We start from the raw sequence: 24,694 nt of genomic DNA, 5'->3' as shown, positions 1-24,694 counted from the left end.
CGTCAGGCGTCGATCCATCGCCACCGTGCGGTACGCACGTCGGTGCCGTCCGCACGGTGCAACCGCACCATCAGGTGCCGGTCGGTGAGGCGCTCGGCGACGCCCTCACCCCACTCGACCACGACCACGCAATCGTCGAGGTCGGTGTCGAGATCGAGCGCATCGAGCTCGTCGAGACCGCCGAGCCGGTAGGCATCCACATGGACCAGGCCGGGGCGTCCACCCCCGCCCGAGCGATGCTCGCGGGCGATGATGAAGGTGGGACTGGAAACCCGGCCCTGTACTCCGAGCCCCGCGGCGATCCCGCGGGTGAGCGCGGTCTTCCCGGCACCGAGCGGACCGTCGAGGATCACCAGGTCGCCGGCAGCGAGCCCGGCCGCGAGTTCCCGCCCGAGTGCTTCGGTGTCTTCCACCTCCGGCAGCACGCGTTCGCCGGATGTGCCGGTCATCGTGGCACCGCCCGGTCCACCAGCGCGGCTACGACCAGCGCGACCCGGTCCGCGGCCTCGAGGATCAACATGTGCCCGGTGTTCGCGAGCACCACGAGTTCGCCGTCGAGTTCCGCTGCCATCGCCTTCGATTTGCGCAACGGCGTCATCCAGTCGTGGTCACCGCACACCACCGAAGTCTCGATCGTCCGCAGCACGGGGAGCGCATCCTGCTCGTCGTAGCTCTCGAGCGCCGCCATGAATCCGGCGGTGGTATCGAGCGGTGCCGACAGGCTCATCCCCGACGAGAAGTGGGTCATCGTGGCACTGCGATCCCCACGCCCGTAGGCGCCCGCGGTGACGAAGGGCTCGGCGAGTGGTTTGAGCGCGTCTCGGCCCCGCCCCACCACGGAGGGAAGGAAACGTACCGCGGTGCGGAACACATCGAGCACCGGATTCCGCAGGGCCGCAGCCAAACCGGAGTCGGTCAAGGCGTGGGACGCGGTACCGAGCAGGGCCGCTCCACGCACGCGCGTTCCCACCAGCTCGGAATGTCCGGTGGCGAGGGCACAGATCGCCATACCTCCCATGGAGTGTCCGACCAGCACCACCGGCCCGGTCGGGACGAGGGCATCCATCACGGTCGCGATGTCGTCGCCGAGAAGAGCGACGGTGCTCTGCTCGGGTGTGCAGGAACCGGAATCGCCGTGGCCGCGACAGTCCGGGAAGACCATGCGGACCCCGTCTCCCCACCTGCGCTGCAGGGCATTGCGCACCAGTACCCAGCTCGCTGATCGCAGGGTGAAACCGTGGATGAACATCACCGTCACCGGAGCATCGCGGGGCCCGACCTCGCGGACGTGCAGGGGCACCCCGTCCGAACTCATGACGATGGTCTCGCGATCACAGCGAAAGGCGAGATCATCGGCGCTGAGCGGATCGTCGCCGCCGGCACGCAGGCCGAGTCCGCGGCGGGCTGCTGCGAGCCCCGTGAGGGCGGCGACGGCGACGGAGGTGCCGACCCCGGCAAGCACCGCGGGACCGGGACGCTGGCGGCGGCGACTCACGACTGCCCCGTGTACTCGCGGTGGACGCGGCCGCGGACCGCGGTGAGGACCTCGTAATCGATGGTGCCGAGTTTCTCACCCCAGTCGCAGGCGCGGGCCGCGCCCGGGGCGGCGCCGAACAGGACCGCGGTATCTCCCTCGGACACCCCGCCACCGTCGGGGCCGAGGTCGATCACGAACTGATCCATGCAGACCCGTCCCACCTGAGGGAAACGGCGCCCTTGGACGGTCACCTCGAACCGCCCGCTCAGCGGGCGCCACACACCGTCGGCATAGCCGGCCGGAACGAGACCCACCACGGTATCGCGCGGGGCGATCCAGGTGTGCCCGTAACTCACCCCGTCACCTGCGGCGAGTGGCTTGACCAGGATCACGGGCGCTGCGAAGGTCATCACCGGCCGGAGCCCGAAGTCCCTGTCGGGCACCGGGACTCCACCGTAGATCGCGATACCGGGGCGAACCAGGTCGAAGTGGAGGTCGGGGCGGGTCAGCGCTGCCGCGGAGTTGGCGGCGTGCACTTGGGTGGGATACAGCCCGTGGGCGCGAGCATCGGCAGCGGCAGCAGCGAGTGCATCACGCTGGACGTCGAGGAACGGGTGGTCCGGCTCGTCGCCGTGTGCGAGGTGGGTGAACACGCCCTGCAGCCGTGCCAGGCCCGCGCGTTCGGCGTCGACCAGGGCATCGCGCGTGGTGGCCCACTCGTGCGGGGCAACACCGTTGCGGTTCAGACCGGTATCGACTTTGACGTGCAGTACCGCGGGCGCTCCCGCACGCCCGGCGGCGGCCAGGACCTCGGCGAGCTGACGCGGCGAGCTGACGCCGATCCGCACATCGGCGGCGATGGCGCGCTCGTAGCCGGAGGTGCTCAGCCAGCTCAGGATCGGGACCGTGATACCGGCATCGCGCAGCACGAGCGCCTCATCGACCGTGGTGACGCCGAGCTCGGTGGCGCCACCTGCGAGGGCCGCCCGGGCCACCGGCACCGCGCCGTGGCCGTAGCCGTCGGCCTTGAGCACGGCCATCACGTCGGCGGTGGGTGCGTGGCGCGCCACGACCCGCACGTTGTGGGTCACGGCACCCAGATCGATCAGCGCGGTGGGTCGGTCCAGCCGACCGGGGATCTCGGTCATGACGAGCATCAGCCTAGTCCCGCAGCAGGCCCGCGAGGACGTGCGGGAGGGCGGCGGCGATCGCAGCTGCGCGGGTGGGCGCACCACCGGCCGCGTGTGCTGCAGCGAGGCTGTGCACCCGGGCCGCGCAGGCAGCGGCATCGAGCGGGTCGAGCCCGGAGGCGAGGAGCTTGCCGACGATGCCGGTGAGCACGTCGCCGGAGCCGGGGGTCGCGGCCCAGCTCGATCCGGCGGTGTCGACGACTGCGACTCCCGACGGATCGGAGATCACCGTGCGGTGCCCCTTGAGCAGCACCGTCACTCCGTACGACCGGGCCAGTTCACGCGCGGCGGCCACGCGATCGTTGCCGACCGGCCCGGCGAGCCGGGAGAACTCCCCCGCGTGCGGGGTGAGCACCGTGGGTGCACTGCGTCCGGCCAGCAGACCCGGGTTCTCGGCGAGCAGCGTGAGGGCGTCGGCGTCGAGCACCGTCGGAAGGTCCTGGGCGAGCAGGTACCCGAGCCGGTCGGCGGCGGCACCGTCGGTGCCCATTCCCGGGCCGGCCGCCCAGGCCTGGACCCGGCCCGCGTCCGCCGGATCGTCGGTCGCAACGGCCTCGGGCCAGGCGCCGAGCACGGCATCGCGAGCCGGGCCGGCGTATCGGACCATGCCCGAGGTGGCACGGATCGCGGATCCGGCGGCGAGCACCGCGGCGCCCGGGTACGCCGTGCTGCCGGCGACGATGCCGAGCACGCCGAGGGTGTACTTGTCATCGCGGACACCGGGGACCGGCCACCGGGTGGCGACGTCGGCATCGTCGTAGGAGCGCAGGTCACCCTCGCCGGTGGCGAGCCCGAGGTCGACGAATTCGACCCGCCCGCAGTGCGCGGGCGCAAGCGCGTGCACGGGTTTGAGCGCCCCGAAGGCGACGGTGACCGCGGCGGCGACCGCGGGGCCGTGCACGACGCCGGTGTCGACGCCGACACCCGACGGGGTATCGGCGGCGACGATCGGCGCGGTGACCCGTTCGACGACGCCGGCCGCATCGGCGCGCAGCGCGCCACGACCGCTGATCCCGACGATGCCGTCGATCACCAGGTGGGGGCTCCGCGGCTGGTCGACGATGCGGCCCCCGGCGCGGCGCAGCGCAGCGAGCCCGGCGGCGTGGGTGCGATCCGGGGCGAACAGAACCGCTTCCACCATGACGCCGCGTCGCCGCAGGTAGGCACCCGCGAACAGGGCGTCGCCACCGTTGTCCCCGGACCCGACGAGCAGGGTCACCCGGCGGCCGGCGACGCCGCCGGTGCGAGTGGCCAGTTCCTCGGCGCACACGCGGGCGAGGCCGTACGCGGCGCGTCGCATGAGTGCACCGTCGGGCAGGGCTGCGAGCAGGGGCGCTTCCGCGTCGCGGACGGCGCCGGGCAGGTGGTAGTGCCGCACGACCGCCACGGTACGGCAGATCGACTAACGTGATCGGCGTGACCGATGCGAACAAGCTGGTGAAGCAGTTGAAGCGTCGCGGCCCGCACCGCGTGCTCAAGGGTGACCTGGGCGTGGCCGGCGTTCCGGGGCTGATCTACACGCCCGAGGCGGGTGTGAACCTGCCCGCGGTGGCGTTCGCGCACGATTGGCTGACGCCGGTGAAGCGGTATCGCAAGACACTCGAACACCTGGCCTCGTGGGGCCTGGTCGTGGCGGCCCCCGATACCGAGCGCGGCGTGATGCCTTCGGATGGGCGGCTGGCGATCGATCTGGGCACCGCGCTGGATGTGATCACCGAGGTGCGACTCGGCGATGGCGCCATCACCGTGAACAAGGCCAAGCGCTCCGTGGTGGGCGACGGCTTCGGTGTGGGTGCGGCCTTGATCGCCGCGGCGTCCGATCGCCGGGTGGAGTCGGTGGGGGCACTGTTCCCGTCGCCCACCTCACCGCAGGCGGAGCAGGCCGCGACCGGTACTACAGCGCCCGCACTGATCGTGGCCGCGCCGGGTGACGAGCAGTCGATGTCCTCGAACGCGGCGGCGCTGTCGATGCGGTACACAGGCCCGACGGAATTGCGGATCGTGCCCGACGCCCAGGCCGGCGGCCTTGCCGAGGGGATCTCGGTGCGCGGCGCGCTCGGTGCCGGCGGATCGGATAAGAAGACGCAGAAGTCGGTGCGCGCCCTGCTCACCGGCTTCCTGCTGGCGACGGTCGGCGGTGACGAAGAGTACAAGGTGTTCGCCGAGCGGGACGCCGACCTGGGTGATCTGGCCTACGTGTGGGATCCGAACGCGGAGCCCGAGCAGCCGAGCGCACTGGGACGCCTGCGCAGCCTGGTCTGACGGGTCAGCCTGCGCTGAGCCAGGATCCGGGTTCGTCGTCGATGCGGATCACCGGGATGGGCCGGGTGATCGGCTCGTCCGGCAGGTCGATGCCGAAGGCGCGGATGAGTTCGTCGACCATGTCCTGGCGCTCCGCTGCGCGGATCGCGCGGGCGTGCGCCTCCTCGGGTGTCTCGTCGGGCAGCACGGGCACTCCTAGGGGACGGTGACGGCGAGTTCCGCGCCGCTCCCCTGCGGCTGCGGCGGGCACGGCTCTTCCACGGCCGGAGCAGGCTGCGGCGCACCGGATTTCGGCGCTGGTGCGGGCGCGGGAGCGGCGGCGGGTGCAGCAGGTGATTCGTTTCCGGACGGTGCGGACGGCGTCGCGCTCGCGGTCGATGCGCCGGGCGCGCCCCCGCCTCCGGGTGCGGTTCCGCCGGGCGTCGTTCCGGCCGGGCTCGTGCCACCGGTCGATCCACCGGGAGTGGTTCCAGTACCGCCCGTTCCGGCCGAGCCGGCACCCGGGGTGTTCCCGCTCGGCGTGGCGCCGGCGGGTTTGGTGTCGGCGGACGTGCCGGCAGGATCGTCGAGGGTGAGCTTGCCGTCGTCACCGACCGTGAGGGTGGCCTTCTCCTCGGTGCCGTCCGGCTTGGTGACGGTGACCTCGACGGTCCTCCCATCGGGACTCAGCGTGGCGGTCACGGTGCGTCCCTGGGCGTCCTTGGTCTCGGACGTGGTTCCGTCCTTGCCCTTCGCGTCGTCCCTGCCGTCCTTGCCGTCCTTCGAGTCCTTGCCGTCGGTCTTGTCGTCGTCCTTCCCCAGGCCGAGTTGCTCGGCGATCTTGGGTACCAGCTGCGACAGCCAGGACGGCATGCCCGCGCCGCCGGTCGATCCGGTGAGGCCGGAGAGCGGGTTGCCGGTCGACGGCGTGGCCGACGCGGGAGTCGTACTCGCCGGCGAGGTTCCGGCTGTGCTCGCGGCCGGCATCGCGGAGGTCGGCAGGGTTGCGCCGGTGGTGCCCGTGGTGACGCCGGTCTTCCCCGCCGTGGACCCGCCGGTGGCGCCTCCGCCGCCCCCGGTGGAGCCTCCGCCGCCCCCGGTGGAGCCTCCGGTGTACCCGCCTCCACTGCCCGGCGAATTGGTCCCGCTACCGGGTGATGTGGTGCCGGGCGCCTTCCCGGGGGAGTCCGTCGCACCGATCTCACCGAACGCCGGCGTCGGGAATGTGGGCATGACGTTCAGGCCGTTCGCCGCATCCGGCACCTTGGCGTACGCCGCCTCGATCGCCGTGGTCGCGTCGTTGATGATTGAGTCGAAGGCGCGGATGTCGTTGGAGAGCTGCTCGATGAATCGCTTCCGGACTTTCTGTTCGAGCACTGCGGTGACTGCCGTCTTGACCCACGTCCAGATGTATTTTGCGGCCGCGGAATCGAACTCAGCGGTCATCCGCTGGACCTTCTTATCCACCGCCCCGGCAACCGCGTCCGCAACCCCCTCGGCGGCGGTCGCGGTCTTCTCCAGGACGCCCGCTACCTGCCCTGCCGCCTGGAGATAGGCGTCGATGGTCGAGACCGCTACCTGCCCCGCTGAATCGGTCCATCCACGCTGGACATCTCCCTTGATCGCCGTCTGGTCGATCACCGTCTGCCGAGCGGTCTGCGCCTCGGCCCGCAGCATTGCCGCGTCGCCGCGGAGGGCAGCGAGGTCGGTGCCTCGTTCACGGTCGTAGTGGCGGCAGAAATAGTCCTGCCAGTCGGGCCACCGAATCTCGGGCGTGACGACCGCGGCGATGTCCAGCATGGTGCGGAAATACTGCAGCGTGTCGTCGCCGGAGTCGAGCTTGGCGTCGACGGTCTCCTCAGCCACGACCCGCCCCGGTCACGTCAGTAGCCCCCTTGTCGTCCGTCGACCGATGTGCCGAGGCCGACGTCGTCAGGCCGGTGCCAATCGTCGCGCTGCCTGCGCGCCACGCCTCCACCGCACGTGCGAGGGTGCTCATTGAGCCCGCGTAGGCGGCTCCATCGTCGGCGTACCCCTGACCGAAGTCGCCTTCCGTCGCCGCGTGCCCACGGATACGTTGCGCGCCGTTGCCGAGTGTCGTGGCCTGCGTCGAGAACTTCGTTCCTGCGCTGCCGACCGCCGCGGTCGCTATCTCGGTTCCGGCCATGCGATCCCCCATCGCCCATCAGTCCCCTACACCCATTGGACGCACCGGCGAGCGGATCGGTTCCGTCGGATCTCAGGCCGGGGCGCCGGCACTGCGTACCGCGGTGACGAGACCGTCGGGCCGCTGCGCGACCGGTAACGGTTCGACCTGCGCGAATCCGCAGCCGATAGCGGTAGAGGCACCGTCGGCCTCGGCGCTGTCGCCCACCATGAGCACCTGCTCCGGCGCGAGTCCCAGCGCGGCCGAGGCGATGCGGAAGATCTCGACGTCGGGCTTCATGTGGCCGACCTCGAAGGAGAGCACGAAGGCGTCGACCAGATCCGCGATACCCGCGCGCTCGAACGCCGGGCGGATGTCGTAACCGATGTTCGACAGCACCCCCACCTTCAGCCCCGCCTCGCGCACGGACCGCAGCACCGCGGCCGTGTCGGGGTAGATCGACCAGTTCAGGGGATCGGAGAACTCTCCGTACAGGCGCCTGCGCTCCGCGTCGTCGGCGACGCCGGAGTGCTCGAGCACGTACAGGTAGGCGTCGCGGTGATGCGCGGAGCTCAGGTCGCGGGCATGCCAGGTGCGCAGCGCCTGCCCGTCCATCGGCACCGGGACGCCGACGGGCACCGTCATCCGGTACAGCAGCTCCTGCTGGGCGGCGTCATCGAGTGGGCGCCCGTCCGCGTCCACCAGTCCGGCGAACCACGCCGGGTCCGGTTCGAGTCGGAACAGGGTCCCGGAGAAGTCGAAGAGCACGCCGCGGTAGTCAGCCATGGGCCCATGCTACCGAGCGTGAAAACGTTTCGATCGCGAACGTCAGCCGATCAGCCCGGCGAGCCGTTCCGCTGCGCCGCGCGCGGCCTCCTCGGTGGGCGCCTCGACCATCACACGCACCAACGGTTCGGTGCCGGAGGGCCGCAGCAGGATCCGGCCGGCTTCGCCGAGCGCAGCCTCCTCCGCAGCCAGCGCGGCGGTCAGAGCGGGCGCCGACATCGCGGCGGCCTTGTCGATCACCCGAACATTCACGAGCACCTGCGGCAGCACGGTGAGCACCGAGGCCAGCTCGGCCAACGACGAGCCCGTCTGTGCCATCCGCTCCATCAGCTTGAGTCCGGTGAGTACACCGTCGCCGGTGGTTCCCAGGCCCGGCAGCACGAGGTGACCCGACTGCTCACCGCCCAGCGCGTAGCCACCGGAGCGCAGCTCCTCCAGCACGTACCGGTCTCCGACGGCGGTGGTGCGCAACGTGATTCCCGCAGCACGCATCGCCAGGTGCAGGCCCAGGTTGCTCATCACGGTGGCCACCAGGGTGTGATCGGTGAGCTCGCCGGCCTCGTCCATCGCGATCGCCAGGATCGCCATGATCGCATCGCCGTCGATGGTGCGGCCGGATCCGTCGATCGCCAGGCAGCGGTCGGCGTCGCCGTCGTGAGCGAGCCCGATGTCTGCCTCATGCGCCAGCACCGCCGCTCGCAGGCTCTCCAGGTGCGTAGAACCGCAGTCGCGGTTGATGTTCAGGCCGTCGGGCTCATCGTGGATCGCGATCACCGTCGCGCCCGCGTCCCGGTAGGCCTTGGCAGCCACCGTGGAGGCTGCGCCGTTCGCCGCGTCGACCACGACGGTGAGACCGGAAAGGGACTGATGGATGGCCGATTCGAGGTGCGCCACATAGCGATCAACGGCATCGAAGGCGCGTTTGACGCGCCCGATCCCGGCGCCGGTGGGGCGCGGCGGATTCGGATCGTCGAGAGCCGCCTCGATGGCATCCTCTTGCGCGTCCTCCAGCTTGTGCCCGCCGCGCGCGAAGAACTTGATGCCGTTGTCCGGCATGGGATTGTGCGAAGCGGAGATCATCACACCGAGTGCCGCGTCGTACTCCGCGGTGAGGTGCGCGACGGCCGGCGTGGGCATCACACCCACGAGCAGCACATCGACACCGGCACTGGTGAGACCGGCCGAGACGGCGGCGGAGAGCATCTCGCTCGACGCCCGGGGGTCCCAGCCCACCACCGCGAAGGGCCGGTCACGGCCCTTCAGATCGTGGGCGCCGAGCACTGCGGCCGCCGCAGCGGAGAGCCGCAGCGCCAAGTCGGCGGTCAGATCCTTGTTGGCCAGGCCGCGAACACCGTCGGTGCCGAACAGACGCCCCATGAAGTCAACCTCACTGGTCGGAGATGGTGGAGAAACGCGGCAGGGCAGGCAGCCGCACGAATGCGGATGCCTGCCCTGTGCGAAAAGCCTGCAATCAGCGCTTGCTGTACTGCGAAGCCTTGCGGGCCTTCTTCAGGCCGTACTTCTTGCGCTCGACGGCACGCGGGTCACGCGTGAGGAAGCCGGCACGCTTGAGCGCGGGACGATCCTCGGGCGAGACCTCGATCAGCGCACGGGCGATGGCCAGGCGCAGCGCGCCGGCCTGCCCCGAGGGGCCGCCGCCGGTGAGGTTGGCGGCGATGTCGAAGGACTCGAGGCGCTCGACGGTGACCAGCGGGTCCTTCACCAGCTGCTGGTGCAGCTTGTTGGGGAAGTAGTCCTCGATGGTGCGGCCGTTCAGCACGAAGTTGCCGGTGCCGGCGGTGAGGCGCACGCGAACGACGGCCTCCTTACGGCGGCCGACGGTCTGGATGGGGCGCTCGACGACCACGGGGCCACGCGGGGCGCGGGTCTCGGCCGTGGCCTCGGGGGTCTCCGAGGTGTACTCGTTCGGAACGACCTCGGCGTCGGTCTCGTTGTTCTCGATCGTGTCGCTCACTGCGCCACCTGCTTGATCTCGTAGGGAACCGGCTGCTGCGCGGTGTGGGGGTGGTTCGGGCCGGCGTAGACCTTCAGCTTGCCGCCGATGGCGCTGCCGAGCTTGTTCTTGGGGATCATGCCCAGAACGGCCTTCTGCACCACGCGCTCCGGGTTCTTGGAGCCGAGCACCTCACCGACGGAACGCGAGCTGAGGCCGCCCGGGAAACCCGAGTGGCGGTAGTGCCGCTTATCGGTGAGCTTGGCGCCCGAGAGGGCGACCTTCTCGGCATTGATGATGATGACGTAGTCGCCGCTGTCCACATTGGGGGCGTAGGTCGGCTTGTGCTTGCCGCGCAGCAGGTTGGCCGCTGCGACGGCGAGGCGGCCGAGCACCACGTCAGAAGCGTCGATGACGTGCCACTGCCGGGTCACGTCACCCGCCTTGGGGGTGTAAGTAGGCACAGGAATTCCTCTGCATAGTCGGTTCGGTGCTGGTCCGGTGCTCGGCAGAGAACCCCCGGCGACCAACGGAGACCCGGGACTCGACTGCCACCTGCACTCCGGACCGGGTCCGGGTACGCGGGCGGCGCCACACACCAGCGCACCAGAGTACGCGGGCCTGCGGGTTCAGGTCAAAACGGACCCGCACCGATGCGGGGCGGACGCCACCCCGAACCCGGATCAGGGGCGGAACCGGGATCTTCCCTGATGTGACCCACACCTGGTTCGTCCTACCTTTCTCCCATGTCCACTCCCTCTGCGCCGGTGACGCCACCCGCCGACCTCCTGACCGACCCCGCCGACCCGCCCACCGAGCCCTCCGCACCGTCGGACCCGGCCCCCTGGACCTCCGCGCAGAAGGCGGCGTTCCGGCTGTTCTTCAGCATCGGCGGCGGCCTGCTGATACTCGCCGTCTTCGGCAGCCTGTTCCTCGCCCCGGTGATCGCACCCGTCCAGGCCGTGTTCGCCCGGTTCTGGGCCGCGATCAGCGGCACCGACTACGCCCGCCCGCAGATCTCCGGCACAGGCGACACCCTGGCGATCTGGCAGTACCACCTCGGCTGGCTCGTCGCCGGAACCCTGATCCCGATCATCTGGTCATTGCTCGACCGGCACCGCCCCGACTACCGCTCGCTCGCCGGCCTGCTGTGGCAAGTGGGCCGCCTCGGGCTGGCCATCGGCATGATGTTCTACGGCATGGCCAAGGTGATCCCCACCCAGATGGGGGCGATGAGCATTCCCGCGTTCGCACTCACCCCGGCGGGCGATGTGAGCCGGTTCAACGTGCTCTGGGGCTTCATGGGCGCCTCCGACGGCTACTCCATCATCACCGGCCTCGTCGAATTGATCTCGGGGCTGCTCCTGCTCTCGCGCCGCACCTGGGCCGTGGGTGCGCTCGGTTCCATCGTGTCGATGGGACAGGTGGTGCTGCTGGACACCTTCTACAACGTGCCGGTGAAGTTCCTCGCCTTCGAGTTCCTGCTGATCGCCATCGCGATCCTCACTCCGTACTGGCCCAACATCATCCGCGCGGTGCTCGGCCGTGCCCCGGGCCCCGCACCGACACTGTGGCCGGCCGCGGGTTCCGGCCGGACCTGGCTGCGCCGCACCGGTAAGACGCTTGCGGGCGCGATCGTCGTCCTGATGCTCACCCTGTCCACCGTGATGGGCACGCTCTCGTACAGCGCGATTCACACGCCGCGCAGCACCCTCGACGGCACCTGGCACGCCACCTCCTTCCAGATCGACGGCCGGCAGGCGACGGTCGGCGCCGACGAGGACGGGCTGCCGTGGGCCAACCTGGCGATCACTCTGCGCGGCCGCGGGATCACCGAATCCTTCGGCTACAACACGCTCGTCACCCAGGACACCGCGGCGCGCGTGACCCCCTGGTTCATCGAGGTCGACGATGCGGCGATCGAGATCAAGCGACGCAAGGACGATCCCGCGGTGCGGCTGGACTACCGACAGCCCGACGCCGACCACCTGACCCTGGTGGGCAGCGTCGACGGCAAACGGATCGCCGCGAGCTTCGAGCGCCGCGCCATGTTGCGCGAATCCGAGGGCATGCGGTTCACCCACCCCGAGCCCGACCCGCAGCGACCGATCGAGACGTTCCCGTGACGGCGATGGCCTAGGAGAGTTCGTGTCCGGTCCATACGATTCCGGTATGAGCGATACCCGGACGCCGCCGCCCCTCGCACCCCCGCCCGCGCAGCAGCTCGCGCCCGAGCCCCGGTGGTCGAACGGGCAGAAGCTCGCCTTCCGGCTGCTTTTCGTGATCGGCGGCGGCGTCCTGCTGTTCTCCGTCCTGGGCAACGCGGGACTGGCGATGCTGTGGAACGTCACGGGCATCTGGTGGCTGCTCGCGCAGATCGGCAGCTACCTCGCCCGCGGCCGGGGCGTCGAGGTGGTGCTCAACAATTCGGGTGACCAATTGTGGCAGTGGTGCATGAACCTCGGCATCATCGTGGTCGGTGTGGTGATCGTGGCCGTGTGGACCGCGCTCGACCGCCACCGCCCGAACTACCGCTCCCTCGCGGGACTGCTGGAGGCATGGGCCCGCGCCGGCCTCGCGTTGTCGATGATCATCTACGGGCTGATCAAGACGATCCCCACCCAGATGGGCTTCATGTCGATGCCCGCGCATCAACTGCGGTTGACGGGAGACACCGGCCTGTTCAACACCCTCTGGGGTTTCATGGGTGCCTCGGACGGCTACTCCATCGCGACCGGGCTGGTGGAACTGACGGCGGGCCTGCTGTTGCTGTGGCGCCGCACCTCCCTCCCCTAAGTTGGTCTTGTCCGGGATCTACTCCCGGACGGCCCAGGTGGGTGGGATTGACTTACCTCCTTCTGCCACAGTTACGGCTTGCCCAGAACGGTTCGCCCACCCGCCTGTGGTCACCTTGACCGCTAATTGAGATCCGCTGCGAAGATGATCCGCTGCTTAGGGAAATGCTGCGGCTGGGTGAACCTCGGGCCGCCCTCGACCAATGAGCGGAGAGCGAATAGTGCAACCGATTTACGTCGGCGTCGACATCGGAAAGCGGTTTCACCACGCGTGCGTCATCGACGCTACGGGAAGCGTTCTGCTGAGCAGGCAGGTGCTCAACAGCGAGAGCGACTTGAACGCGATCGCCGCCGAAGTCGAACGGCAAGCTGAAGGTGCAGCGGTTTGGGTGATCGACGTTGTCTCGGAGATCTCGGCGCTGTTGCTGGCGATCCTCGCCGCACGTGAGGTTGCCCATGTGGTGCGGTATGTACCGGGCGCGGCCGTATCGGCGATGTCGAAATCCTTTGTCGGTGAGGGTAAAACCGACGCCAGAGACGCGAAGGTTATCGCGGAGCTCGGTCGCCTACGACGATCTCTGAGGACAGTGTCTCTGCGTGATGATGCGACAGCGGCATTGACAACGCTGACTTCCTATCGATCTGACCTAGCCGCAGAGTGGGTCGCCAACATCAACAGGCTCCGCGCAATCCTGACCAGTATCTTTCCTGGTCTGGAACAGCAGCTTGACCTGTCGACCAAATTCCCGCTGATCCTCGTCTCGATGTTCTGCACGCCCACCGCCGTGATCGAGGCCGGCGAAAAGGGCGTCCACGAGGCTTTGCTGACCGCCGGGGTCTACCGGAACTCCGCTGCACGCCTAGCCGCGGCCGCGATGGAGTCGGCCAGGCATCAATCCGTTCGTGGAGCTGGAGAGAGTGATATCGCAGCTCTTACAATGCGATTGGCCTCCCGGCTGCTGTTGCTTCTCGATGAACGGAAGCTGCTCGACAAGCAGATCGCTGAGTTGTTCCGACAGCATCGCCATGCTGCCCTGATTGAGTCGATTCCAGGACTCGGACCGCAACTCGGCGCCGAGCTATTGGTCTGTCTCAACGGTGATATCCGGAACTTTGCCAACGCCGGCAAACTCGCCTCTTACGCTGGTTTGGTGCCGGTCCCGCGCGATTCAGGCCGAATATCGGGGAACATGCGTCGGCCGCGCCGCTACAATCGAAGATTGCGTCGTGTCTTCTACCTCGCGGCCATGACCAGCCTGAAAGACCCCGATAGTAGGTCGCGCCAGTATTACGACCGAAAACGATCGGAGAATCGCACGCATACGCAGGCGACACTGGCGCTCGCGCGCCGTCAAGTTGATGTCCTGTGGGCGGTACTACGCGACGAGCGCCCTTACACCGGGGCCGCGCCGGAGGGCGCCGTCATGGCCGCTTGAGGTCAAGTGGATCGTCCTGCCCGGGTTGACAACGTCATTGAGATTCTGGGGTCGCTGCTCGCGGTGATCGCCATGGGGCAGGTATCGCTGCTCAACCTGTTCTACGACGTGCCGGTCAAGATCGTCGCCTGGCAACTGTTCGCGATCGCGGTGCTGCTCACGCTCCGATACCGGGAGCCGTTGGTGCGGGTGGCGTTGAACCGGCCCGGCGCGGAACCCGTCGCACCGTTGCCCGTCGCGGGGGCACAGCGGTCCTGGCTGCGGATCGTCGGGCTGTCGGTGAAGTACCTCGCGGCGGCCTTCCTGTTCGTCTCCACCGCCGGGCAGGGCGTGCTCAGCTATTACGTCATCCACACGCCGCGCACCCCGCTGGACGGGGTCTGGCGGGCCACCGCGGTATCGGTCGACGGTGCGCCCGCCGCACTCACCGACCGCACGCCGTGGACGAATCTCGCGATCACGATGCGCGGCAACGTCGACAACCCGGTGATGAAGGCGTACAGCACCGCGTACGACAGCGTGGTGACCCAGGACGTGACCGGCTACACCAAGGCCTGGCTCGTGGAGCAGGACGGCGAGGTACTGACGTTGCGGAAGCAGAAGAACGACAAGCCCTTCCCGGTCACGGTCCGGCTCGACGGCGACCGCCTGCGGCTGACGACGGTGCTCGACGGTCACCGGATCGAGAGCACGTACGAGCGCCGCGCGATGGACCGCGACGCATCGCACATCCGGCTCATCCAGCCCGACGGTCCGGCCGGCGGGACCGGGCCGGCGCCGGGCAACTAGGCCTCGTCGGCGTCGACCATCGCGACCTGGATCAATTCCACCCCGCGGGCACGGGAGACCCAGGTGCCGCGGCCGGGCGGCATCTGGCTCATCCGGACGGCGCCGAGCACGGTGCCCTCATCGCGGGAGCCGCTCATGACCAGGCCGTCGGCCCCGAGGTCGCGCACCCGGGCGAGGAAGGGCTCGAACATGCCGCGGGCCAGACCGCCGCTGCGTCGCGCGATGATCACCTTCAGCCCGACATCGCGGGCCTGCGGCAGCAGGTCCATCAATGGGCTGAGGGGATTGCCGGTGGGCCCGGCGACCAGATCGTAGTCGTCGATGATGACGTACACATCGGGACCGGTCCACCACGACCGCTCCTTGAGTTGCTGCGGCGTCACATCGGGGCCCGGGCACCGTCCCTTGAGCACCTCGGTCAGCTGAGTAACCAACGCGGTCAACGTCTCCGCTGTCGAGGCGTACCCGGCCAGATGCTCCCCGTCGAGTGTGCCGAGCAGTGTGCGCCGGTAGTCGACCAGCAGGATCTTCGTCTGCTTCGGGGTGCCCGCAGCGGTGAGCGAGGTGATCAGCGTGCGCAGGGCCTCGGTCTTACCGCACTCGGTGTCGCCGAGCAGCAGGAAGAAGGGTTGATTCTCGAACTGCAGGGTGGCCGCGGCGAGTTCGGACTCGCCGATGCCGAGCACCGCATGGGTGGACGGCGCGCCGCGGCGCGGTGGAATCCGGTCGAGCTGCACCTGATCGGGCAGCATCCGCACCTCGGGCGCCCGGTCCTCGTACCGCGCCGCCACCTCGGCGACGGTCGCCGCCTGGGCCGCGGGGAGATCGTCCGACGATGCGCTGCAGGGCAGCGCGACCAGCATGTGCAGTTGTTCCGCGGTCAGACCGCGGCCCGGCCGGCCCACGGGGACCAGCGAGGCCACCCGCCTACCCATCTCCGAATCCATCGGATCGCCGAGACGCAGCTCGATCCGGGTGCCCAACTGGTCCTTGACCGCGGGCCTGATCTCGCCCCACCGGGACGCGGCGACCACCAGATGCACCCCGTACGACAGGCCCTGGGCGGCGATCGCGTTCACCTGCGGTTCCAGCGCCTCGAACTCGGTACGCAGCACCTGCCAGCCATCGATCACCAGGAACACGTCGCCGAACGGATCGGACGTCGCCGCGGGATGATCGCGGTACTGCGCCATCGACTCCACGCCGTGCTCACGGAAGATGGCCTCGCGGCGGCGGATCACCGACGTGACCTCGGCGACCGTGCGGCGCACGCGGTCCGGATCGAGTCGTCCGGCCACGGAACCGACGTGCGGCAGCCCCGCCAATCCCGCGAGCGATCCGCCGCCGAAGTCCAGCACGTAGAACTGAACCTGCCGGGGGGTGTGCGTCAGGGCCGACGACAGGATCAGAGTGCGCAGCGCCGTCGACTTGCCCGACTGCGGCCCGCCGACCACCGCGACATCGCCCTGCGCGCCGAACAGGTCCACCACCAACAGATCACGGCGCTGATCGTACGGTCGATCGACCACGCCGACGGCCACCCGCAGCGGAGTCTCGTCGACCCGTCGCAGATGCTCTGCCAATGCGCCCACCGCGGACGACTCGTCGAGCGGAGGCAACCACACCTCGTGCGCGGGCAGGCCGTGCCCGGACAGCCTGCCGACCATGGTCTGCAGCACCGATATCCCGGTCCCCTTGCTCGGCGCGGGCGCGGGCATCGGGTCGCCCGGGTGTGCCGGAATCCGCATGAGACCGTCGGGAAGCCCCGGGCGCCGCGGCTGCTCGATCGGCACCGTCTCGATCCCGAACAGCCGCACTGGGCCCGCCGCGACGCCGCCGAACCGGGCGGCCCCCGGCGCGGCGATCTGCGGCGGTACGTATTCGCCGGAGACGTAACTGGCGTGGAACCGCCGCGGCGGATCGGCGTCGAATTTGAGGTACCCGGCGCCGGGTGTGGACGGCAGGTGGTAGGCGTCCGGGACACCGAGAACTGCGCGGGATTCACTGGCCGAGAAGGTCTTCAACCCGATCCGGTACGACAGGTGCGAGTCCAGGCCGCGCAGCTTGCCCTCCTCCAGTCGCTGCGAGGCCAGCAGGAGGTGGATGTGCAGCGACCGGCCGAGGCGGCCGATGGCCACGAACAGCTCCGCGAAATCCGGTTTCTGCGCGAGTAGTTCGGAGAACTCGTCGACGATCACCACGAGCGCCGGCATCGGGTCGAGCGGGGCGCCGGCCCGCCGGGCCTTCTCGTAGTCGCCGACGTTCGCGAAGTTGCCCGCGCGTCGCAGGACCTCCTGGCGGCGGTTCATCTCGCCGGCCAGGGCGTCACGCATGCGGTCCACCATGGAGATCTCTTCCTCCAGGTTGGTGATCACCGCCGCCACGTGATTGAGGCTCTCCAGGCCCAAGAAGGTTGCGCCGCCTTTGAAGTCGACCAGCACCAGGTTCAGCGCCTCCGGCGGATGGGTCGCCACCATCGACAGCACCAGGGTGCGCAGGAACTCGCTCTTGCCGGAGCCGGTCGCGCCGATGCACAACCCGTGCGGTCCCATCCCGTTCTCGGCCGCCTCCTTGAGGTCGAGTTCGACCGGTTCACCGCGCGGGCCCACGCCGATCGGTACCCGCAGCCGCTCCCGGGCGGTGCGCGGACGCCACGCGTTCTCCGGGGTGATCGCAGCGGCGTCCGACAGCCCGATCAGCGCGGGCAAGCCGGGATCGCCCGGGCCCGTATCGGTATCGAAGTCGACCAGCTGGGCCACCGACGCGGGACGGTACCGCCCGATACGGCGGGCCGTGACCCGCGCACCGCCGGCGGTCACGCAGTCCGGGCGGGCGAAGAACTCCACCCCGGCGGCACTGCGCGCGCCCAACCGCTCCGTCTCGTCGATCACCAGCTGCAGACCGCTGCGGGTGGCCAACGCCCCGGGCTCGGGGTTCAGGTCGATCAGGGTGACGCCGTCGATCCCGACCGCCGCGTCCAGCGGACCGCCCGGCGTCACGGCGATCCCCCGGTCGAGAACGATCACGTGGTGCACGCGGCTCGCGTCGACCGGGGTGGCGCGCGCGAACGCGCCGCGATCGGCCAGATCGGGCGCGATCGCCTCCTCCAGTTCCGTCACCGTTGCGAAGATCAGCCGGAGCGGCCCGAGCGCATCGGATTCGGTGGCGTGCGCGGCGTGCGGCAACCACTTGAGCCACTCCCACTCCGGTGATTCCGCGTCGTCGGAGGCCACCGCGATCCGCACGTGATCGGGGCCGTGCAGGGTCACCAGGCTCAGCAGCATCGCGCGCACCGCATCGTACGCGGGGGCCCGCGGACCGTCGACCCCGATGGCCGGAAAGCCGCGCAGCGCAACGGCGACCGGCAATCCTGGTACGGCCGCATTGCGGCGCACGAAGCGGCGCAGCGCCACCGTCGACACCGGTTCGAGGTCTTCGAGCGGGCCCGTCTCCGGCGGCACCAGCCGGGTGGCGAGGCGCTGGCTGCCGATGCCCACGCGCACGTGCAGGAAGTCCGGATCCGCGGGGCGGCGCTCCCACATGCGGCGGGTGCCGACACAGCCGGGTAGGGCCTCGGGAGCGGGGTGGATCCATTCCAGGGCGGCACGTTGCTCACCGCGAGTCCGCTCGACCTGGCTGCGGACCTGGCCGAGGTAGCGCAGGTAGTCCTTGCGATCCTCGTTGAGCTCGGCGGCGTTGGGGCCGCCGCGGCTGCCGTTCATCCCGTACATACCGGCCATCGACATGAGCATCATGAGCGGGAACATCATCATGAACGGGCTCTGCATCATGGTGCTGCCCGAAGTGAACATCAGCGCGATCATGCCGACCACCGCCACCACCATGACCACCGGCAGCAGCTTCCCGATGAGCCCGCCCGGCACCGCGCGGGGCACCTCGGGCGGTGCCTGCAGCGCCACCTCACCGCCCGGAGTGCGCGGCGGCGCGAGCCGCTGCTTGCGCGCGAATCCTTCGGTGAGCGGCTCGAACACCACGTCAGCCACGAACGGCCTCCCCCAGCAGTGCGGCACGCCCCCACGCGCCGTCGTGCCCTCACTGTGCCCCGCCGCGACGGATTCGTCGAGCGGTTCGGCGAACTTCGATCGAAGTGGAACCGATCGATGAGCTCGTGCGTCTAATGCATATCGGGCCCGGTCACGGGTGCGAGCAAGGGCATGCGAGGGGGACGCGATGACCGATCTGGTGGAGGGCACGGAAACCGAGGTCGCACGGCTGAGTCGAGTGTCGGTGCTGTGCGGGGGCGCGCAGGTCGACGTCTCACTGCCGCTACAGACGCCGACCGAGGTGCTGATCCCGGAGCTGGTGCGACTGTTCGGCGACCGGATCTCGGGGACGGCGGAATCGGCGTGGGCGCGGCCGTGGCGGCTGGCACCGGTCGGCGGAGATCCCCTGCCGGGTCCGCAGACGCCCTCGGACGCCGGGATCACCGAGGGCGATCTGCTGGTGTTGTTCGTCGCCGAGGCACCGCCGCCGCCCGCGGTGTTCGACGATGTCTTCGATACCGCCGCCACCGACCTCGACACGGGTCTGCGGTGGAATGAGAAGGCCGCGATGATCGTCGGCCTGATGGTGCTGGCCGGTGCCACCCTCGCCACGGCGGCGGTGGCGCTGCGCCTGGGCCTCGCACCGCGCGGCGAATCCGGCGCCCGGCCCGCGGTGGGTGCGATCTTCGCCCAGCTGTGGACCGCCGGCGGTGCGTTACTCCTGCTGGTCGGTGCGGGTACCGCGGTGCGACGGATGCGCGAGAGCGGTCCGGTGCCCACGGCACTGGCCGCCTGCGCGACGGTCCTCTCCGCTGCCGCCGGGGCGCTGGCGGTGCCGCTCGGGATGGACGGTCGGTACGGGCCGCCACACGCCCTGCTCGCGGTGGTCGCCGCCGCGGTGACGGCGGTGGTGGCGCTGCGGATCACCGGACGCGGCGCGGTGGTGCACATCGCCGTGATGACCGCGGCCGCGATCGCGGCGCCCGCCTTGTTCGCCGCACTGTGGCTGCCCGGCCGGCGGGCCGCGCTGGCCGCGACGGTGGCGGTGATCGCGTACGTGGTGATCACCTTCGCGGCCCGGATCGGCGCCTCGGTCGCCAAGATGCCGCTGCCGCGGGTGCCCGCGGCGGGCGAGCGGATCGACCCGATCGATGATGAGCCGCCCGCCACGGTCGCCGGAGTCGGCGCCGTCGCGGTGGGCCTGAGCGAGGAGGCCGCGGCTCCGCCGCGCACCGGATACGCGCAGGAGGTGTGCTCCGGGATCACCGTGGGCGCCGCGGTCGCCGGTTCGGTCGCAGCGCTGCTGGTGGACGCCGCCGCCCGGGAAGTCCCGCTGCACCACATCGCTTTCGCCGCGGTGATCGCCGTGGCCTACTGCTTGCGCGGGCGCACCCACGGCGACCCGATCCAGGCCGGCGCCGTGATCCTCGGCGGCGCGGCCGTCGCGATCGGCACCGCCACCAGTCTCGCGTGGGGCTACGGCGTATGGCCGGTGCTGGGCCTGCTGACGCTCGCCGCGATCGCCGGGATCGCGGTCGCCTGCGGGGTGGCGGCGCCGCGAATCACGTTCAGCCCCATTCAGCGTCGGTGCGCTGAGCTCGGTGAGTACCTCACGATCGCCGCGGCGGGGCCGCTGCTGGGCTGGGTGTGGGACGTGTACGCCACCGTCCGGAACCTCTGATGCGACGGGCACTGATCGGCGCGGCGATCGCGGCACTGGTCATCGCGGTCGGTGCACCGTCCACCGCCGCGGCGCCCGCCGTCGATCCGCCGCCGCCCGACGGAGCGCCCCGCGGGCCGATCGCACCGCTCGCCCCCACGGTGCAGAAGACGCAGTGCCACACGCTCACCACGATGCCGGGCACCGACTACACCCGGGCCGATCATGCGCTGCGCACCCTGCGCTACGACCAGGCGTGGCGGTTCACCCGGGGCGAGGGGCAGCGGGTGGCGGTGATCGACACCGGCGTGACGCCGCATCCGCGGCTCGGCGAGGTGATCCCGGGCGGCGACTACGTCTCGTCGGGCGATGGGCGCGATGATTGCGACGCCCACGGCACCGCGGTGGCGGGGATCATCGCCGCCCGCCCCTCGGCCGGGGATTCCTTCGCCGGGGTGGCACCGGGCGCGTCGATCATCGCCATCCGGCAGGCCAGCCAGGCGTTCGAGCCGAGGGATAAGGGCGTCAACAGCCACGGGAACATGACCACCATGGCCTACGCGGTGACCCGGGCGGTCGACTTGGGCGCCACCGTCATCAACATCTCGGAGGTCGCGTGCGGGGCCTTCGGCGCCAACCTCGGCGACGACGCTCTCGCGCGAGCAGTGAAGTTCGCCTACGACCGCAACGTGGTCGTGGTCGCGGCCGCCGGCAACGTGGGCACCGACGGCGCCTGCTCCGCGCAGAACGAGGTTCCGGGCAAGCCGGTCACCGTGGCCTCCCCCGCCCGATTCGCCGACGTCGTGCTCACCGTGGCCGCGACGGAGCCGGACGGTCGCGCCGCGTCGTTCTCGCTCGCCGGCCCCTGGGTGGCACTCGCCGCACCCGGCACCGATGTCACCACCCTGGAGCCGCGCGGCGGGGGCCTGGTGAACGGGCAGACCACGCGCCAGGGCACCAGCGCGCTCGCCGGAACCAGCTTCGCCGCACCCTACGTGGCCGGCGTCGCCGCCCTCGTGCGTGCGCGCTACCCCCAACTCACCGCCGCACAGGTGCGATCGCGGATCCTCACGACCGCCCGCGCCGCCGCCGCGATACCCGCAGGGGCGTTGGGAGCCGGCATCGTCGACCCGGTCGCCGCGCTCTCCGCCGACCTCCCCGACGGGGCCACCAGGACCGGCATGATCGACCTCCCCCCGGCACCGCCGAGAGACGACCGGCCACGCACCACCGCACTCGCGGGGGCCGGCCTGCTCGCCGTCGCGGCCGCCGCCTTCTGCCTATCCCGGCGTACCCGGCGGAGCTGATTCAGCGGACCTGGTTCGGGTCGCCGAGCAACCGGAAATCCGCGAAGTCGAAGCCCGGCGCCACGACACAACTGACGAGAACGGCACCGTCAACGGGGCGGGCGTTCTGCCAGTGCCCGGCGGGCACGAGAACGGTCAGGTTCCCGTGCCCGGCCGGGCCGAGCAGCACCGTCTGCGGCGATTCCGAAGGCGTGGCGCCATCGCCCGCGAGACCGATTTCCAGCGTCCCGCCGCCTTGCCACAACCACAGCTCGTCCGACCGGACGGTGTGCCAGGCGGATTCATCGTCGTCGCCGAGCAAGAAGTGGATCGCGGTGGCGACCGACCGGACTGCCCCGTCGGGCCGGGTCACGGTCTCGCCGGAGCGCCAGTACTCCCGAAACCGTCCACCCTCGGGGTGCGGTTGCAGGCCGAGCCGGTCGGCGACCTCGTCCGGGTCGAAGCTCACGCTCAGCGGAGGTTGAACTCGGCCGGATCGGGCCCGATGCGGCGGCCCGGCAGAGCGCTGATCTTCGCCACCTCGTCGGCGGTGAGTTCGAAACCGAAGACGTCGAAGTTCTCCGCGATACGGCTGGGCGTCACCGACTTCGGGATCACCACGTTGCCCAGCTGCAGGTGCCAGCGCAGGATCGCCTGGGCCGGGGTCGCATCGTGCGCTGCGGCGATCTCCACGATCACCGGGTCGGCCAGCGACTCGCCCTGACCCAGCGGTGACCACGCCTCGGTGGCGATGCCGTGCTCGGCGTGGAAGGCGCGCAACTCGTCCTGCGCCAGGCCGGGATGCAACTCGATCTGGTTCACCGCCGGGGTCACCCCGGTCTCGTCGATCACGCGCTGCAAGTCCTCAACGCGGAAGTTGCTCACGCCGATCGCCTTCGCGCGACCCTGCTCGCGAATCGTGGTGAACGCCTTGAAGGTGTCCACGGCGCGGCCGTACTCGGGGACGGGCCAGTGGATCAGGTACAGGTCCACGTAGTCGGTACCGAGCCGGCCGAGCGAGGCGTCGAAGGCGCGGAGCGTCTCGTCGTACCCCTGGTCCGAGTTCCACAGCTTGGTGGTGAGGAAGACCTCGTCGCGGGCCAGGCCGGACGCGGCGATGGCGCGGCCGGTGCCCGCCTCGTTCTCGTACACCTTCGCGGTGTCGATGCTGCGGTAGCCCACGCGCAGGGCCTCCGCGACGGCGGCTTCGGCGCCGTCGTCGGACACCTGCCACACGCCGAAACCGAGCTGGGGGATGGTCGTACCGGAATTGAGGGTGATGTCGGGAACCGTCATACTCCGATCCAACGACACGGGCCGTGAGAATTGTTCCGACTCCGAGGAAAAGATTCTCCGTGAGCCGGACACCGCGGACCGGTGGCTAACCTGTCGGTATGGCGATCACGGCACAGGACCTCATCGATGCGGTCCTCGACCGCGGCACCTTCACGTCGTGGGACGGGCCCCTGGTCGATGTGCACCCGGACGCGCAGTACGCGGCCGACCTGGAGCGGGCCCGCGCGAAGTCCCGCCACGACGAGGCGGTGGTCACCGGTGAGGGCCGCATCCGGGGCCGGCGCGTGGCGCTCATCGCCTGCGATTTCGCCTTCCTCGGCGGCTCCATCGGAGTGGCCGCCGCCGAGCGGATCGTCGCGGCGGTCGAACGCGCGACGGCGTTGCGGCTGCCGCTGCTGGCGACCCCCACCTCGGGCGGCACCCGGATGCAGGAGGGCACCGTCGCCTTCCTGCAGATGGTGAAGATCTCGGCGGCCGTCACCCTGCACAAGCAGTCCGGCCTGCCCTACCTGGTGTACCTGCGCAATCCCACCATGGGAGGGGTGTTCGCCTCGTGGGGATCGTTGGGGCACATCACGATCGCCGAACCGGGTGCTCGCATCGGCTTCCTCGGCCCACGGGTGTACCAGGCGGTGCGGGGCGAACCCTTCCCGGAAGGCGTGCAGACGGCGGAGAACCTGTTCGCGCACGGCCTGATCGACGGGGTGGTGCCGCTACGGTTCGTGCGGCTGCTGGCGCACCGCGCGCTGCGGGTGATGTCGGGCAGCGCGGACGCCGATCCCTTGGCACCCGATCTGGGCACCGGCCACGAACTGGTGCCGGCAGGAGACGACACCCCCGCGTGGGAATCGGTGCGGATCAGCCGCGAGGCCGGCCGGCCGGGCGTGCGCGCCTTCCTCCGGCACGCCGCCACCGACCGGGTGCCGCTGTCGGGCACCGGCGAGGGCGAGACCGACCACTCGCTGCTGCTGTCGCTGGCGCGGGTGCAGGGCTTCCCGTGCATCGTGGTCGGGCAGGACAACGCGGTGCAGCGCGCCAATCGGGACGCGGACGGTGGCGCCCCTCCCCTGCTCGGTCCGGCGGCGTTGCGCGCGGCCCGGCGCGGGATGCGGCTGGCCGCCGAATTGGACCTACCGCTGGTGCTGGTGATCGACACCTGGGGCGCGGCCCTCTCCCCCGAGGCGGAAGAGGGTGGCCTCGCCGGCGAGGTGGCGCGCAGCCTGTCCGATCTGGTCACCCTGCGCGTCCCGACGGTGTCGGTGCTGCTCGGCCAGGGCACCGGCGGCGGGGCACTGGCGATGCTGCCTGCCGACCGGGTGCTGTGCGCGCAGCACGCGTGGCTCGCGCCGCTGCCGCCGGAGGGCGCCAGCGCGGTGATGTTCCGCGACACCGAGCACGCACCCGAATTGGCGGAGAAGCAGCGGATCCGTTCGGCCGATCTGCTCGCGGACGGCGTCATCGACCGGGTGATTCCGGAGCGCCCCGATGCCGCGGACGAGCCCACCGAGTTCTCCCGCCGGGTGGGTGTCGCGGTCCGCGAATCGCTCGCCGAGCTCGCGCTGATCCCGGACTCGATCCGGATCAGCCGCCGGCTCGACCGGTACCGGTTCCTGGGGACGCGCCGGTGACCGGAG

21 protein-coding genes and 1 pseudogene are annotated in these 24,694 nt (G+C 70.4%); 8 read left to right on the top strand and 14 right to left on the bottom strand.

The window, feature by feature from the left end; genetic code table 11:
• Positions 1–2: 2 nt before the first annotated feature.
• From tsaE to TPAU_RS04345, 4 genes are read right to left on the bottom strand one after another with little or no spacing between them, the layout of a single operon-like run.
• The gene (gene tsaE / locus TPAU_RS04360; RefSeq protein WP_013125554.1) at positions 3–449 is read right to left on the bottom strand and encodes a tRNA (adenosine(37)-N6)-threonylcarbamoyltransferase complex ATPase subunit type 1 TsaE; all 447 of its coding nucleotides are present in this window, start codon (positions 447–449) and stop codon (positions 3–5) included.
• Positions 446–1,495, bottom strand: a complete 1,050-nt coding sequence (locus TPAU_RS04355; RefSeq protein WP_013125553.1) for an alpha/beta fold hydrolase — start codon at positions 1,493–1,495, stop codon at positions 446–448. The genes tsaE and TPAU_RS04355 overlap by 4 nt, the downstream gene beginning before the upstream one ends.
• On the bottom strand, positions 1,492–2,634 hold the full coding sequence (alr, locus tag TPAU_RS04350; protein WP_013125552.1) for an alanine racemase: 1,143 nt from the start codon (positions 2,632–2,634) through the stop codon (positions 1,492–1,494). Before alr ends, TPAU_RS04355 begins: the two co-directional genes overlap by 4 nt.
• Positions 2,635–2,638: 4 nt before the next feature.
• On the bottom strand, positions 2,639–4,045 hold the full coding sequence (locus TPAU_RS04345; protein ID WP_049825933.1) for an NAD(P)H-hydrate dehydratase: 1,407 nt from the start codon (positions 4,043–4,045) through the stop codon (positions 2,639–2,641).
• A 38-nt stretch (positions 4,046–4,083) separates the two neighbouring features.
• Between TPAU_RS04345 and TPAU_RS04340 the strand changes: the two genes are divergently transcribed.
• The gene (locus tag TPAU_RS04340; protein WP_041944697.1) at positions 4,084–4,929 is read left to right on the top strand and encodes a dienelactone hydrolase family protein; all 846 of its coding nucleotides are present in this window, start codon (positions 4,084–4,086) and stop codon (positions 4,927–4,929) included.
• Positions 4,930–4,933: 4 nt separating this feature from the next.
• Here TPAU_RS04340 and TPAU_RS04335 read toward each other — a convergent pair whose 3' ends face one another.
• From TPAU_RS04335 to rplM, 7 genes are all read right to left on the bottom strand, one after another.
• On the bottom strand, positions 4,934–5,116 hold the full coding sequence (locus tag TPAU_RS04335; RefSeq protein ID WP_013125549.1) for a hypothetical protein: 183 nt from the start codon (positions 5,114–5,116) through the stop codon (positions 4,934–4,936).
• Positions 5,117–5,124: 8 nt separating this feature from the next.
• Positions 5,125–6,774 (bottom strand): hypothetical protein, encoded by a 1,650-nt coding sequence (locus tag TPAU_RS04330; RefSeq protein ID WP_013125548.1) that lies wholly within the window; start codon positions 6,772–6,774, stop codon positions 5,125–5,127.
• The gene (locus tag TPAU_RS04325; RefSeq protein ID WP_147291056.1) at positions 6,767–7,075 is read right to left on the bottom strand and encodes a hypothetical protein; all 309 of its coding nucleotides are present in this window, start codon (positions 7,073–7,075) and stop codon (positions 6,767–6,769) included. The genes TPAU_RS04330 and TPAU_RS04325 overlap by 8 nt, the downstream gene beginning before the upstream one ends.
• 72 nt (positions 7,076–7,147) lie before the next feature.
• On the bottom strand, positions 7,148–7,840 hold the full coding sequence (locus TPAU_RS04320; RefSeq protein ID WP_013125546.1) for an HAD family hydrolase: 693 nt from the start codon (positions 7,838–7,840) through the stop codon (positions 7,148–7,150).
• 42 nt (positions 7,841–7,882) lie between these two features.
• Positions 7,883–9,217: a phosphoglucosamine mutase gene (gene glmM / locus TPAU_RS04315; protein ID WP_013125545.1), complete on the bottom strand. Its 1,335-nt coding sequence runs from the start codon at positions 9,215–9,217 to the stop codon at positions 7,883–7,885.
• Positions 9,218–9,311: 94 nt separating this feature from the next.
• Positions 9,312–9,815, bottom strand: a complete 504-nt coding sequence (gene rpsI / locus TPAU_RS04310) for a 30S ribosomal protein S9 (RefSeq protein WP_013125544.1) — start codon at positions 9,813–9,815, stop codon at positions 9,312–9,314.
• Positions 9,812–10,258 (bottom strand): 50S ribosomal protein L13, encoded by a 447-nt coding sequence (gene rplM / locus TPAU_RS04305; RefSeq protein WP_013125543.1) that lies wholly within the window; start codon positions 10,256–10,258, stop codon positions 9,812–9,814. Before rplM ends, rpsI begins: the two co-directional genes overlap by 4 nt.
• Before the next feature lie 282 nt (positions 10,259–10,540).
• Between rplM and TPAU_RS04300 the strand changes: the two genes are divergently transcribed.
• From TPAU_RS04300 to TPAU_RS04285, 4 genes and pseudogenes are all read left to right on the top strand, one after another.
• Entirely contained in the window at positions 10,541–11,920 is a 1,380-nt protein-coding gene (locus TPAU_RS04300) for a hypothetical protein (protein ID WP_013125542.1), read from the top strand.
• A 112-nt stretch (positions 11,921–12,032) separates the two neighbouring features.
• Positions 12,033–12,578 (top strand): annotated as a pseudogene (locus tag TPAU_RS04295) (hypothetical protein); the annotation flags it as partial.
• Positions 12,579–12,792: 214 nt separating this feature from the next.
• Positions 12,793–14,025, top strand: coding sequence for an IS110 family RNA-guided transposase (locus TPAU_RS04290; protein WP_049825741.1), 1,233 nt, complete (start codon positions 12,793–12,795; stop codon positions 14,023–14,025).
• Positions 14,026–14,031: 6 nt separating this feature from the next.
• A complete protein-coding gene (locus TPAU_RS04285; protein WP_049825766.1) occupies positions 14,032–14,814 on the top strand; it encodes a hypothetical protein in 783 nt (260 codons plus the stop codon).
• Here TPAU_RS04285 and eccCa read toward each other — a convergent pair.
• Entirely contained in the window at positions 14,811–18,818 is a 4,008-nt protein-coding gene (eccCa, locus tag TPAU_RS04280; protein ID WP_013125541.1) for a type VII secretion protein EccCa, read from the bottom strand. The genes TPAU_RS04285 and eccCa overlap by 4 nt on opposite strands.
• Before the next feature lie 187 nt (positions 18,819–19,005).
• Here eccCa and eccD point away from each other — a divergent pair, with 187 nt between their 5' ends.
• Entirely contained in the window at positions 19,006–20,499 is a 1,494-nt protein-coding gene (gene eccD / locus TPAU_RS04275) for a type VII secretion integral membrane protein EccD (protein WP_013125540.1), read from the top strand.
• Positions 20,499–21,785, top strand: a complete 1,287-nt coding sequence (mycP, locus tag TPAU_RS04270; protein WP_013125539.1) for a type VII secretion-associated serine protease mycosin — start codon at positions 20,499–20,501, stop codon at positions 21,783–21,785. Before eccD ends, mycP begins: the two co-directional genes overlap by 1 nt.
• A gap of 1 nt (position 21,786) precedes the next feature.
• Here mycP and TPAU_RS04265 read toward each other — a convergent pair whose 3' ends face one another.
• Together TPAU_RS04265 and TPAU_RS04260 are read right to left on the bottom strand one after the other, a co-directional pair.
• A complete protein-coding gene (locus tag TPAU_RS04265) occupies positions 21,787–22,233 on the bottom strand; it encodes a cupin domain-containing protein (RefSeq protein WP_013125538.1) in 447 nt (148 codons plus the stop codon).
• Between the two features lie 2 nt (positions 22,234–22,235).
• Positions 22,236–23,045 (bottom strand): aldo/keto reductase, encoded by an 810-nt coding sequence (locus tag TPAU_RS04260; protein WP_041944692.1) that lies wholly within the window; start codon positions 23,043–23,045, stop codon positions 22,236–22,238.
• Positions 23,046–23,158: 113 nt separating this feature from the next.
• Between TPAU_RS04260 and TPAU_RS04255 the strand changes: the two genes are divergently transcribed.
• Positions 23,159–24,688 carry a carboxyl transferase domain-containing protein gene (locus tag TPAU_RS04255; protein WP_013125536.1) on the top strand — a complete coding sequence of 510 codons (1,530 nt, stop codon included), beginning with the start codon at positions 23,159–23,161 and terminating at the stop codon, positions 24,686–24,688.
• Positions 24,689–24,694: the final 6 nt, after the last annotated feature.

Source organism: Tsukamurella paurometabola DSM 20162 (genome assembly GCF_000092225.1).
GTDB lineage: Bacteria > Actinomycetota > Actinomycetes > Mycobacteriales > Mycobacteriaceae > Tsukamurella > Tsukamurella paurometabola.
The sequence above is the reverse complement of the archived record's forward strand: the minus strand, read 5'-3'. Positions and strand labels throughout refer to the sequence as shown.

What these genes read in the sequence shown, in the direction of transcription:
- tsaE (WP_013125554.1), bottom strand. Translation starts at nt 449, where the DNA reads ATGACCGGCACATCCGGCGAACGCGTGCTGCCGGAGGTGGAAGACACC.
- alr (WP_013125552.1), bottom strand. Translation starts at nt 2,634, where the DNA reads ATGCTCGTCATGACCGAGATCCCCGGTCGGCTGGACCGACCCACCGCG.
- TPAU_RS04325 (WP_147291056.1), bottom strand. Translation starts at nt 7,075, where the DNA reads ATGGCCGGAACCGAGATAGCGACCGCGGCGGTCGGCAGCGCAGGAACG.
- TPAU_RS04320 (WP_013125546.1), bottom strand. Translation starts at nt 7,840, where the DNA reads ATGGCTGACTACCGCGGCGTGCTCTTCGACTTCTCCGGGACCCTGTTC.
- glmM (WP_013125545.1), bottom strand. Translation starts at nt 9,217, where the DNA reads ATGGGGCGTCTGTTCGGCACCGACGGTGTTCGCGGCCTGGCCAACAAG.
- TPAU_RS04300 (WP_013125542.1), top strand. Translation starts at nt 10,541, where the DNA reads ATGTCCACTCCCTCTGCGCCGGTGACGCCACCCGCCGACCTCCTGACC.
- TPAU_RS04290 (WP_049825741.1), top strand. Translation starts at nt 12,793, where the DNA reads ATGAGCGGAGAGCGAATAGTGCAACCGATTTACGTCGGCGTCGACATC.
- eccD (WP_013125540.1), top strand. Translation starts at nt 19,006, where the DNA reads ATGACCGATCTGGTGGAGGGCACGGAAACCGAGGTCGCACGGCTGAGT.
- mycP (WP_013125539.1), top strand. Translation starts at nt 20,499, where the DNA reads ATGCGACGGGCACTGATCGGCGCGGCGATCGCGGCACTGGTCATCGCG.
- TPAU_RS04255 (WP_013125536.1), top strand. Translation starts at nt 23,159, where the DNA reads ATGGCGATCACGGCACAGGACCTCATCGATGCGGTCCTCGACCGCGGC.